Consider the following 13,203-nt stretch of genomic DNA (forward strand, 5'->3'; position numbering starts at 1 on the left):
GGTAGTAATTACTTAATAAGTATCCCAAGTTTATGTCAATATACGCCTATGCTCTTCTAGTACCGATCGCATCACCGCTTGTTCTACCTTTAGGGATGGAAAGGAATACTGAACTCGTTTACTCTTCTGGTTTAGCCGCGATCGTAGAGCCGGAAATCTCACTGGAAGCATTACAAGCAAAGGATGAGCGTTTACTTCAAGCTGTATTAAACCACGATCGTGTAATTCGAGAACTCTTTCTACAAACTCCCCTTCTTCCCCTACGCTTTGGGAACGGTTTTACCTCGCAAGAAAAACTGCTGAATCATCTAGAAAAGCACCAACAGCAATATCTAGAAACCCTAACTCAGCTAAGAGACAAAGTTGAGTACACTTTAAAAGCTACACCCTGTAATTTACTTGACGATTCTGACACTATTGATGCTAAAGGAAAAGCCTATCTATTAGCTAAAAAACAACGCTACCAAACACAGCAAGCATTTCAAGCACAACAATGCGAACAGTGGGAACTCTTGAACCAGTTAATTCTCAAAACCTATACAAACGTTACCTGTGAGACTCGACAGCCAGATGTGCGACAAATTCACTTTTTAACACAGCGCAACAATTCAACGGTCAGTACAGAGCAATTTTCCCTTTGGCAAGTACAATGCTCGCACTGGCAATTGGCACTGAGTGAACCTCTGCCACCCTATCACTTTCTCAAAAATACTCTCGGATAAATTCATAAAAAATAATATTTAAAGCTTGTCAAGAAAAAATAAAGACTAGATGATTTTTTCTTTTATTTTTGTTGTCTAAAAAATATTGTTAACTTTTTAGTATTTTTTTATTTTGTTCTATTTATCTTATATTTTTGGGAACACTAAATCCAGGAAGAATAAAACACATTGTGTAAGTTTTACCTACTGCTCAATCGGAGCAAGTTGAAACCAATAATTAGAGTTATGTGAGGAAAATAAAATGGCTGTTGAAAAAGTTAACTCATCTTCAAGTTTAGCTGAAGTTATTGACCGCATTTTAGATAAAGGAATTGTAGTTGATGCTTGGGTTCGTGTTTCTTTAGTTGGTATTGAACTACTAGCAATAGAAGCTCGTATTGTGATTGCTTCAGTTGAAACTTACTTAAGATATGCAGAGGCAGTTGGTTTAACATCTCAGGCTGCTGTTCCATCTGCTGCTTAACACCACATTAAAAAAGGGAGTCTTTATTCATGGCTCCCATTTAATGTTTCTAGTTAACAAAATAGGAGATTTCAGCTGATGGCTCTCAAAAATTTATGGGAACAAGAGCGATCGCAGCGATTGCAAATAACTGCTGAACGCCGTCAACAGGTTAACCAGTGGAAACAGTTAACTCAACAAGAACTTCAGTTGCAAGCAGATTTGCTTCATCAAGAACTGAGCAGTTTTGTTAGCAGCCTTCATAACAACAGAAACTTACAACAGCAACAATTTCAACAAGAGATTGTAGAGCGGCAATTGGAAATATTGCAAATAAAAACAGATGTCTGCCAACGCCAACAAGAATACCGCCAACAGCGGGCAGCGAAGGCTCAGGCATTGTTCCAAGATTTGCAAAATTTCCGGGCAATTTTACATAAAAATGTTTGGGGCGAGCGCATTCATGAACAAGTAGTTGCCCCACCTCCTGCTAAAACAGAGAAATTAGTGGCAACAGTTCCAAAATGGGCAATGTCTCGTTCTGGAATTAAAACCTCTGGTTTTCGTCCTGCCGTCAATACTATGACGAGGAAAGTGCCTGCGTTGAATGCAGATACTAAATCTAAAGTGCAGCAATATATTCAGCAAGCTGAAGGAGCTACTCTAATAGAAATTGAAGAAGTAATGGGCTTAAGCCGAGTGCAAACGATAGATATCCTGCGCTCTTTAATCAAGCAAGGAGTACTAGAACAACGCGATCGCCAATACTTTATTCGGCAACAAGCAATTTCTTAATAAACTTGATTCAAGCTGACTTTTTGTATTTACAGACTAGCAATTAGGCGATCGTTTGTGCCTTTTTTATTCAGCAGGCATAGTACACAATCGATAAGCATTAAAGCTGGTCTATGCTTTGTATTATTCAACATTTCCATCTTTTCAAGGTCTGTATTCCAACTATATCTATACAAGCAATATTTTCAGTATATGTAACATTGTCAAAATAATATATATAATTTATTGCTAATTAGAAAAAGAGCTTAAATTTTTGTTCGAGCTTCTGACTTTGAACTTTAAAAATATTCGGATTGGAAATAACAAGTTGGGGTAGATAGATCGAAGTTTTGAACTGTGCTATTGGCGATCGCACGATGAGGTTAATAAGCTGGATTGTTTGAGAAATTCTAATCTAAATGCAAAACTCACGATATATAAGGAGGCGCGATCCATTGTGCATCAATTGATCGAGCAACTTCAAACTAAATTATTCACAGGCAGGCTGAATCTTGAAGCAAGGGACGGGCCGACTTGGACGCTATACTTTCGTTTAGGAAGATTAATTTGGCAGGCTGGCGGTTCTAATGCCGATGAGCGATGGCGACGATACTTGTCGCAGTACTGTCCTCTTCTGGATGTGACAAAGTTGGAAGGGCTTGTCTCTCCCCAGGAAAGTTATCGAGAGTATTGCATTCTTGCTAAATTGCGAGAACAAAAATTAATCGAACAACAACAACTTGTTAGCCTGATTACAAGCTTAATAGCTGAAGTTCTGTTTGATATAATGCAGCACATTGAAGCCACAAGAATTGCCAACAGTCCAGCAGGGCAGTTGTCACCTACTACCGTTGTTGGTGCAGTTCCTGGGTTTCTCTTAGCTGTAATACCAACTGAGGAAGTCTTAAAACAGGCTACACAAGCCTGGCAAGAATGGCGAGATGCAGGATTAGCAAGTTACTCGCCTAATGTATATCCTGTCATTCAACAACTTGAGCTACTCCAAGGACAAGCATCTTCTAAACAGATTATTTCTCTAGTTGATGGCACAAAAACTTTACGAGGTCTAGGGCAAAAAACTGGTCGGGATGTCTTAGCTTTGACTCGGTTCTTGATGCCATTAGTAAAAGCAGGAGCGATCGCTTTTTCACCCAGCCCAAACCCCAGAAAAGTTGGGATTAGCCAGGAAACTGGCAACTTATCCAGTACAGTTAATAATTCCAATTCTTCACTGAAGACAGAAGAAAACACTGTTATCCAAACTGCACCCCCAGCGACTAGCAAACAAATTGTCAGTCCGTCTAGTACAGTTAATAATCCTATTTCTTCACGGAAGACAGAAGAGAACACTGTTATACAAACTGCACCCCCAGCAGCAAGCAAAGCAATTATTGATGTCTCTAGGCCTTTAGTAGCCTGTGTGGATGATAGTCCGACGATCTGCCGCAGTTTGGAGGAAATTCTCACCCATCAAAATTATCGCTTTGTTGGCATTCAAGACTCTTTGACGGCAGTTTTAAGGCTAATTAAAAGCAAGCCCGACTTCATTTTTTTGGATCTTTTGATGCCAAAAGTGAATGGCTATGAAATTTGTTCTCAAATCCGCAAAACTCCAAGTCTCAAAGATGTGCCGGTTGTCATCTTAACGGGGAAAGATGGAATAGTAGATCGGATGCGAGCGAAATTAGTAGGGGCAACTGACTTTTTGGGTAAACCTGTAGAGGCAGAAAAAGTTCTCAATATGCTTCACAAGTATTTAACCGTTTAGGTTGAACCAGTAGTGATGCCAGTGGCTCCCCTACACCAATTTTCAAGACAGTCAATCACGGGAACATCTCACTAAACTTGCAATGAAAATACCTCTTCCCTGTTCCCTATTTTTAAATTCTGAATTAAATAGTTAGGAATAAAAATGAAAAAAGTTCTTTTAGTTGAAGATAGCCTCACAGAATCCGAAAAGATGACACGTTTCCTAGAGCAAGGAGGATATTCAGTTTATGAAGTTCGCAGTGGTGAAGAGGCTCAACTGCGGTTGAAACAACAAAAACCTGACTTGATTCTACTGGATTTGATTTTGCCAGGCCAAAGTGGATTTGAGTTCTGCCGCAAGTTGAAAGCCGATCCGATAACAAAAGCAATCCCAGTAGTGATTTGCTCAACTAAAAACACAGATGTTGATAGAACTTGGGGCAATATGAGTGGTGCCGATGCCTATTTAGTCAAACCTGTAGATGAAAATACCTTGCTCCAGACTGTTAGTAAATTTATTCGCTAAAGGAAGCTGAGGCAATGGTACAGGGCAATGATAGCTTTAGAGCGCTACCCATTCTGGAAAACTCTCCCCAAGGAAACAACCAGAGGTTTTTAAGATTTCCATTGAATGGAAAGGTCAATGGCTTACTCCCACTAGCCGATTTGCGGGGAGTAATTCAAGTTGCACTCACAGAGATTTTACCTGTGCCGCAGACCGAAGAATTCTTGTTAGGCATCATGAATTGGCGGGGAGAAGCTATCTGGATTCTCGATTTAGCAGGTTTACTGGGAGCAACACACTGGTGTCGGCGAGAAAATGTACGCAACTCTGGCATGGCGATGCTGGTTCAAGTCCAAAATCAAACTGTCGGGCTGTTGGTAGAGCAAGTCAATACCATTGAAGTTTACGATTCCCAAGAACGGTTAGCGATTTCGGCATCGATGTTACCCGCCCGACTCAAATCTTTCTTACAGGGTTACTTTATGGATGCTCAAGGTAGCCCTTTGATGTTAGTTGACACCCATACTGTGATTCAAGCCCTTCAGTCTCTTTAACACTCTGCATTCTACTTATTAACTCCGACAACTTTAATAGCAAGAAAGATTATGGTAACGCAACCCAATCTTAGACCTAACCAACCACACTCAACTTCAAGCAACGGTCATCAGGACATCAGTAACGGGCATACCGTTGGTTTACCTACACAACAGCTGATCTCCACTCTCGAAGAATTGCGAACTGAACTAGATCAAGCTGATTGGGTGGAAACAGGGCCATTGCGAGACAGAATCCGCAAGTTAAAAGAATTGGTAAGTGTGTTGCCATATCAAGACAAAGGAGATGGATTAGAGGTAGACCAAGTACAGGCGATCGCCAGCAAAATCCGTCAATTTTCCGATCTAGATACTTTGCTTGCTACTGCTGTCATGGAGGTACAAAACGCCCTGCAAGCCGATCGCGTGGTGGTGTATGAGTTTACCAATCCAACCCTGGGGATAGTTGCTGCCGAGGCGATGAGGGATGGCTTTACCCCAATGCTGAAGGAAAAATTACCCGTCGTGACTTTTGGGTTAGGTTCTAGCAAACTTTATCAACAAGAAAAATTAGTCGCAATTCCAGATACCTACACTGCAAGCTTGTCTCCTTACCAAAAACAGCTTGTAGATCGGTTTCAGGTTAGAGCTTGTTTGAGCTTGCCAATCTTAACAAAAGATGGGGTTTGGGGTTTGTTGGTAGTGCAGCAATGTACTGCACCTCGTCAGTGGCAGAATGCGGAAATTAAGTCACTAAAATTACTCACACAGGAATTAGAAGCACAACTGCAAGTTGCCGCGATTCAAGCTACATTGCAACAAGAAGTAGAAAAAGACCAAATTCTTACCGATGTAGCGAGTAAAATTCTCCAGTCTAAAGATGTGGATACCATCTTTCGGATTGCCACTCAAGAAGTGCGACAGTCATTAAAATGCGATCGCGTGGCAATTTATCGTTTCAATCCTGATTGGAGTGGGGAATTTGTTGCTGAATCTGTTGGATCTGAGTGGGTTTCTTTATTAGAAGAACAGCGAAACAACCCGGCAATTGTTAATAACGTTAACTATTGCAGTGTGAGGAACTTTGCAGAGGAAGGGGGATTAGTTGGGACAACAGGGCGATCGCACGATAGCTACATTCAGCACACCCAAGGCAAAACCTTCCATCGCGGACAGATTTATCGAGTCACTAATGATATTTACAGTGCAGGTTTTTCTGACTGCTACATCAAAGTTTTAGAAAGCTATCAAGCCAAAGCTTATATTATTGTTGCCATCTTCCAGGGCGAAAAGTTGTGGGGTTTGCTGGCTGCTTATCAAAATTCGCAGTCTCGTCAGTGGAGAGATAGTGAAGTGCGACTGATGGTGCAAGTGGCATCTCTATCTAGTATTGCTATTCAACAGTTGCAATATCAGCAACAACTTTATCAACGCTCTGAAGAGTCAGCCAAACTTGTCGAACGAGAACGTACTGTTTTCGGCATCATTGAAAAGATTGGGCAAGCAACGGAGCTTCGCACCCTTTTCCGCACTACAACCCAAGAATTGCGGCGATTTTTAAAATGCGATCGCGCGATCGTTTATCAATTCTATCCAGACTGGAGTGGAGAAGTTATCGCTGAATCTGTGGCTGCGGGTTGGTCGTCCCTGTTGGATATTCAGGAACAAGAAAGCATTTTAAAAACAGGCATGGTAACTTCAGAGCGTTGCCATGTGAAGGAGTATGGCTCCCCTGGAAAACTCGATCCCGATACATATCTCAAGGAAACGCAGGGTGGAATCTACGCCAAAGAAAGGCGCTTCCGCAAAGTCAATGATATTTATGCTGCTGGTTTTTCACCTTGCTATGTAGAAGCATTAGAAAAATTCCAAGCCAAAGCATACATCATTGTTCCTATTTTCCGCACTGGTAAGCTTTGGGGTTTGTTAGCAGCCTATCAAAATTCTGATGTTCGCAAATGGACTGATGAAGAGACTGGCGCTTTGTTGCAAATCGGCGAATCGTTGAGTATTGCCCTCCAGCAAGCTGAATATATCGAACAGCTACGGTTAAAAAATCTAGAAATGACCCAAGTAGCTGAAGTAGAAAACGCGATCGCCCGAATGACGGAGAGAATGCTTCATTCCCAACAGCCAGAAACAATTTACCGCACTACTTTGGCAGAATTGCGGCAGTTGTTAAAATGCGATCGCCTAGCAATATATCGCTTCAATCCAGATTGGGGTGGTGAATTTATCGCTGAATCTGTAGGAAGCGACTGGGTGTCTCTGGTTGGCCCTGATATCAAAACCGTATGGGAAGACGAACACCTACAGCAAACCCAAGGCGGACGCTATCGCAACAATGAAACTTTTGTCGTCAATGACATCTATACTGTTGGTCATGCCCAGTGCCACATCGACTTGTTAGAGCAGTTCCAGGCTAAAGCCTACACCATCGCACCTATTTTTGCTGGCAACAAACTTTGGGGTTTGCTAGGAGCTTACCAAAATAGCAGCCCGCGCCAGTGGAATTCCGAGGAGGTGCGATTGCTGACCAAATTGGGCATTCAGTTGGGTTTAAGCGTGCAGCAAGCCGAGTACATTGAAGAATTGAAAACGAAGAATGCTGAGTTAGCGCGAACAGCAGAAGAGGAACAAGTGCTGACGGCGATGGTAGAAAAAATCCGTCAGGCACAGGATACAGACACAATTTTCGAGAATGTGCTGCCAAGTTTACGCAAACAACTACAATGCGATCGCCTAGCAGTATTTCGCTTTAATTCCGACTGGAGTGTGGAGTTTATTGCTGAATCCGTAAAAGATAAATGGTTGTCTTTAGCTGGTTCCGACATCAAAACGATTTGGATGGACGACCACTTACAAGAAACTCAGGGCGGACGCTATCGCAATCATGAAACCTTTGTTGTCGATGATATTTACACTGTCGGGCACGTTCCGTGCTACCTAGAGATATTAGAAAAAATCCAGGCCAAAGCTTACATGATTGCTCCTATCTTTAAGGGCAGCAAACTTTGGGGCTTTTTAGGAGCATACCAAAATAGCGGGTCTCGGCAGTGGAAATCCAAGGATGTGCAACTGTTGCGAAAAGTAGCTGTGCAAATGGGTATAGGCTTGCAGCAGATTAAGTATATCGAACAGCTCAAAAACAAGAATGCAGAGTTAGCGCGAACCGCAGAAGGGGAACGAGCATTGACAAGGCTCTCAGAAAAAATCCGCCAAGTTCAAGAGCTAGATACGATTTTCCGCAACGCCTTACCAGAATTGCGATCGCACCTGGAATGCGATCGGCTTGCAGTGTATCGCTTCAATCCAGATTGGGGTGGGGAGTTTATTGCCGAATCCGTAAGTCGTGAATGGGTAGCTTTGGTTGGCCCCGATATCAGGACTGTATGGGAAGACGAACACCTACAACAAACCCAAGGTGGACGCTATCGCCACAACGAGAGCTTTGTCATCAATGACATTTACACTTCTGGTCATGCCCAGTGCCACATAAAAATTCTCGAACAATTCCAGATTAGAGCTTATATCATCACCCCGATTATTGCCGGAAACAAGCTTTGGGGTTTGTTAGGAGCATATCAGAATGACGGGCCGCGGCAATGGCAAGATAATGAAATCAACTTGGTAGCGAAAATCGGTACGCAGTTTGGGGTAGCCGTCCAGCAATCGCAATACTTACAACAAACCTTAAATAAGAATGAGGAACTGATCAAACTGGCGGAACGGGAAGTAGCAAACGCCAGATTTTCCTATCGCTTGCCAAGTCGGTTAACAGAGATGGCCCAAACTCATGGTGATGTTCTAGAATTTGTCCAGTTTGCCACCCACGAACTTCGGCAACTGCTGAAAGTAGATCGAGTTGGAGTTTACCGTTTTGAGCCTGACTGGTCTGGAGAATTTGTAGTTGAGTCTGTGACTGGAGATTGGCCGAAGCTTGTGGGAACTAGCCTTGCCAGAGTTAGAGATACGTTTCTCCAGTACAACAAAGGCGGGCGTTATGCCCGCAAAGAAAGCTTGCGGGTTGACAATATATATAGTGTCGGTCATGACGAATGCCACATTCAATTGTTAGAAACATGGGGAACTAAAGCCTACATGATTGCGCCGATTTTTCAAGAAGATCGGTTATGGGGGCTGATGGGAGTTTATCAAAATAGCGCATCGCGCCAGTGGGAGCAATCTGAGGAGGATGTTCTCAACCAAGCCAGCGTCCAGATTGGTATTGCCCTCAATCTTGCAGAATACCTCAAACAGGTGCGTACTCAAGAGCAGCAACTAGCAGAAGCAGCAGAGCGCGAACGTACTGCCCGGGAAAAACTCCAACAAGGAGCAATACGCGTTCTCATGGCTTTGGAACCATCCTTCAGGGGCGATCTCACCGTTCGCGCTCCCTTATCTGAAGATGAAATTGGCACAATCGCTGATGGTTACAATACTACGATCCAAAGCTTGCGGGATTTAGTGCGACAAGTGCAGATTGCTGCCAGCAAGGTGAGTGAAAATTCCAGCAATAACACTACCTCAGTAGTAAAACTATCTAACCAAGCTCAACAGCAAGCAGAACGGCTCGAACGTGCTTTGGAACAATTACAAATGATGGTAACTTCCACCCAGGTAGTTGCTGTTGATGCCCAAAGAGTAGGACAGGCGGTTCAAGAAGCTAATAAAACCGTCCAAGCTGGCGATTCGCTGATGGAAAGAACGGTAGAAGGTATTTTGGAGATTCGGGAAACTGTATCCGAAACAGCGAAGAAGATTAAACGCCTCGGTGAAGCTTCTCAGAAAATCTCGAAAGTAGTGAGTTTGATTGAAAACTTTGCCACTCAAACTAACTTACTGGCTCTCAATGCGGCGATTGAGGCTACCCGTGCTGGAGAATACGGCAAAGGCTTTGCGGTGGTTGCAGATGAAGTTCGTTCCCTGGCTTATCAGTCAGCGAGTGCTACCACAGAAATTGAGCGACTCGTGCAAGAAATTCAAAGTGGAACCAACGAAGTTACCGAAGCAATGGAAGTAGGGATTACCCAAGTTGTCCAAGGCTCGAACTTAATCGATGAGACTCGTCATTCCCTGAGTGCGATCGTGGCAGCTACCAACGAAATTGGTGGACTGGTGCAAGGAATTACCCAAGCAGTTTCCACTCAAAGTCAGCAATCTCAGATGTTGACAGAAGCGATGATGGATGTTTCGGCGATCGCTCGCAAGACTTCGCAAAGTGCCATCCACATTTCCGAGTCTTTTGAGGAACTACGGATGACTTCACAACAACTGGAAACCAGCGTTAGCCAGTTCAAAGTTGACTAATCTCGCAAAACTGTTATGAACACCGATTACAGTAATCAACAGCAGTTAGAGCAGGCTTTTCTGGCTGAAGCGGCAGAGTTGTTGCAAACCATCGAGCAAAGTCTCATCGGTTTACTTGATGAAAAAACCACAGAAAAAGTTCACGCCTTGATGCGAAGCGCCCACACTCTCAAAGGGAGTGCTGCCAGTGTTGGACAGGAAACGATTAAGACAATTGCCCATCATTTAGAAGATGTATTCCAGGCGTTATACCCTCAAGAATTGGAAATCGATCCAGAATTGGGTGCTTTGCTTCTAGATGCTTATGAGTGTCTGCGAACTCCCTTGAGTGCAACCTTGATGGGCTTATCCTACAATGAGGCAGAAATACTTGATAAAACTGCCTCAATCTTCGCCCAACTCCAGCATAAACTAGGCGACTTTTTTGGTCGTGAGGCACCGCTTCCCAGTTCGGAAGAACTTGGCTTTGATGTGGTAGAGTCAATCTTTTCGGGGAGTGTAACCCAGGATTTGCACCAGCTAGAAGCTGACATTCAAAGCCAAGATCCACAACAAATTCAAACAACACTCAACTCTCAAGCAGAATTTTTTGTCGAACTAGCAGCATCTTATGGCTTATCTGGATTGGAAGAAATTGCCCAAGCGACCCTAAAGGCGCTCAATCAGCATCCAGACAAAGTACTGCAAATCGCTCAGGTGGCTTTAGACAATTTTAAAGCGGCTCAAGCAGCAGTACTGGCAGGCGATCGCATTCAAGGAGGAGAGATATCTCCACAATTGCGAGAATGGGCAATGCTAACTACTCCTGTCCCAGAACCGCAAGAACAGCCAGTTTCCATAGCTACTCAACCAACACAAACGGCTACAACTGAGAATCAGCCATCCCCCCTTCTCAGCGCCAGCGAATCAGAATCAATTTGGTCGTTTTTCCCGAAGCGAACTGATAACTCCGTACCGAAAGCACCGGAGGTATTGGAACCAATTTCTCAGGATGCGGTAGTAGCCCCCTCTGCCATAGATCGGATTTTACAATCAATTTGGACAGGAGATCCAGAGACATCCTGCCGCTACTCAGACTCAGATCGGCCGGCTTCTCCACCACCAGCACCAAGCCTCCAGACTCAGTCATCGGCATCACTTCCCAGTATCCGGGTAGCGATCGAACAACTCGATCGCCTCAGTCACACGATTGGGGAATTGCTCATCAACGAAAACCAACAAAACCTGCAATCTAATCACATCCACAAAGCTGCTCAAGAGACTTTACTACAGTTTTTGCACTGTCAACAACAACTGAGTAAAGTTTCTACTTGGTCTGATCGACAACTGCTTCCCGAACGCGCAAAGCAGCGATACCCACGCTGCTCAATTGTCCCTGCTTCCCCAACTACCCAGGCACAATCTAATTTTGATGCCTTAGAAATGGATAGCTATAGCGAGTTGCACATTCTCCTGCAAAATCTGACAGAAGACATGGTGCAGTTAGGAGAACGGATTGAGACTTTTAATACTTTAGTTCAGCAATCTCGCTTTAGTCTCGGAAAGCGCAAGCAACTGCTTTCAGGAGCGCAGGAGGATTTACTGCAAGCGAGAATGGTGCCACTGGGAACAGTGTTAAATCGCTTACCCCGCCTCTTGCAACAGATGGTAGCAACTTATCATAAGCCTGTGGAACTCAAGCTTGGCGGTACGAAGGTACTGGTAGATAAAGCCATTTCCGAGCAGCTGTACGATCCCTTGCTGCACATGATTCGTAATGCCTTCGATCACGGCATTGAATCAGTAGAAACCCGGAGACAGCAGGGTAAACCAGAAACCGGAACAATTACAATTCAAGCTTATCATCAAGGCAACCGCACTACTATTGAGGTACGGGATGATGGTCGAGGCTTTAACTGGGAATCGATTCGTCAGCGAGGTATAGAAAAACACCTGCTGACTCCGGAACAAGCCGCCTACGCCTCCGAAGACCAACTGGCAGAGTTATTATTTGAACCAGGCTTTTCTACCGCTAACCAGGTTGGTGAGTTATCTGGCCGCGGTATCGGCTTAGATGTCGTTCGCACACAATTACAAGCTTTACAAGGTTCGATTGTGGTGCGATCGCTTTCAGGGCAGGGAACCACCTTTACCTTGCAATTGCCTCTGAGCTTAACAACAGCACGTTTGCTCGTTTGTCAATCTCAAGGTATTACTTATGCCTTGTTATCTGAAGGAATTAGCCAGGTTTTATTACCGCAACCAGACCAGATTCAAGTCCAGCAATCTTTACACGGTCAAGGTATGCAAAAATTCTGGCAGTGGGGAGAAGGGCAAAATCAGCAACTAGTTCCCATCCGCCCGCTTGCCAATTTGCTGGATTACAAATATCCTTTATTCACCCAAGACCACAATTTAACCCTCAGTCCTTTTCCAGTCAAACAACGGAACACCGTTGAACCTCTGCTGCTGTTGCAAACAGAGCAGCAATACCTGTGTTTGCAAGTCGATCAGATTTTAGTCGAGCAGGAATTAGTAATTAAATCCCTCGGCAGAGTCGTGACTTTACCTAGCTACATCCAAGGCTACAGCGTGTTGGGAAATGGTAGCCTCACCCTAACCATTGACCCGTTGGAGTTAGTTCGGCAAACCTGGGAGACAGATATGATGCCGACTTCCCCAGCATCAAGTCTTGCAACTAAACTATTGCCCGCGCCTGAGCCTGTTCTTACCCTGGAGGGGCAGCAATCCGAGCTAACTATAATACAACCGCAGCAACAGCCAATAGAAGTTAATACAGCCGTTGCTCAACTCAATCGAGTGACAGTGTTAGTGGTAGAAGATTCGGTTGTCCAAAGGCAAAGTTTGGTGCAGACGCTCCAGAAAGCCGATTATCAAGTGTTGCAAGCAGGCGATGGTCGAGAGGGGATCGCGCAAATGCTTCAACACGGTAATGTCAATCTAGTAATTTGTGACATTGAAATGCCACGGATGAATGGATTTGAATTTTTAGAACACCATCGCCAAGACGAGCGTTTGTCCGGGATTCCTGTGGTGATGCTAACTACCCGTAGCGGCCAGAAGCACCGCCAATTAGCTTTAGCTCTAGGTGCGAAAGCTTACCTAACCAAACCCTATTCCGAACAAAACTTCCTAGCGACCATCGCTGAACTGGTTCATAGCCCTTAG

Annotated in this window: 8 protein-coding genes; all 8 read left to right on the forward strand. The window is 44.1% G+C overall.

Annotated elements, in window-relative coordinates; all coding sequences use genetic code 11:
- Window positions 1-32 precede the first annotated feature (32 nt).
- The 8 genes from NCWK1_RS06515 to NCWK1_RS06550 all read left to right on the forward strand — a co-directional run bounded on the left by NCWK1_RS06515 (window position 33) and on the right by NCWK1_RS06550 (window position 13,203).
- Entirely contained in the window at window positions 33-722 is a 690-nt protein-coding gene (locus NCWK1_RS06515; RefSeq protein ID WP_103124156.1) for a GvpL/GvpF family gas vesicle protein, read from the forward strand.
- A 241-nt stretch (window positions 723-963) separates the two neighbouring features.
- Complete coding sequence (gvpA, locus tag NCWK1_RS06520; protein WP_073640805.1) at window positions 964-1,185, forward strand: gas vesicle structural protein GvpA; 222 nt, start codon at window positions 964-966, stop codon at window positions 1,183-1,185.
- A gap of 78 nt (window positions 1,186-1,263) precedes the next feature.
- On the forward strand, window positions 1,264-1,959 hold the full coding sequence (locus tag NCWK1_RS06525) for a gas vesicle protein GvpC (RefSeq protein WP_103124157.1): 696 nt from the start codon (window positions 1,264-1,266) through the stop codon (window positions 1,957-1,959).
- A gap of 436 nt (window positions 1,960-2,395) precedes the next feature.
- On the forward strand, window positions 2,396-3,706 hold the full coding sequence (locus NCWK1_RS06530) for a response regulator (RefSeq protein WP_103124158.1): 1,311 nt from the start codon (window positions 2,396-2,398) through the stop codon (window positions 3,704-3,706).
- A 144-nt stretch (window positions 3,707-3,850) separates the two neighbouring features.
- On the forward strand, window positions 3,851-4,213 hold the full coding sequence (locus NCWK1_RS06535; RefSeq protein WP_096576401.1) for a response regulator transcription factor: 363 nt from the start codon (window positions 3,851-3,853) through the stop codon (window positions 4,211-4,213).
- Between the two features lie 14 nt (window positions 4,214-4,227).
- Window positions 4,228-4,746 carry a chemotaxis protein CheW gene (locus NCWK1_RS06540; protein WP_103124159.1) on the forward strand — a complete coding sequence of 173 codons (519 nt, stop codon included), beginning with the start codon at window positions 4,228-4,230 and terminating at the stop codon, window positions 4,744-4,746.
- A 51-nt stretch (window positions 4,747-4,797) separates the two neighbouring features.
- Window positions 4,798-10,035 (forward strand): GAF domain-containing protein, encoded by a 5,238-nt coding sequence (locus NCWK1_RS06545; protein ID WP_103124160.1) that lies wholly within the window; start codon window positions 4,798-4,800, stop codon window positions 10,033-10,035.
- 15 nt (window positions 10,036-10,050) lie between these two features.
- On the forward strand, window positions 10,051-13,203 hold the full coding sequence (locus NCWK1_RS06550) for a hybrid sensor histidine kinase/response regulator (protein WP_103124161.1): 3,153 nt from the start codon (window positions 10,051-10,053) through the stop codon (window positions 13,201-13,203).

It is taken from the genome of Nostoc cycadae WK-1 (assembly GCF_002897135.1).
Taxonomy (GTDB): Bacteria; Cyanobacteriota; Cyanobacteriia; order Cyanobacteriales; family Nostocaceae; genus Nostoc_B.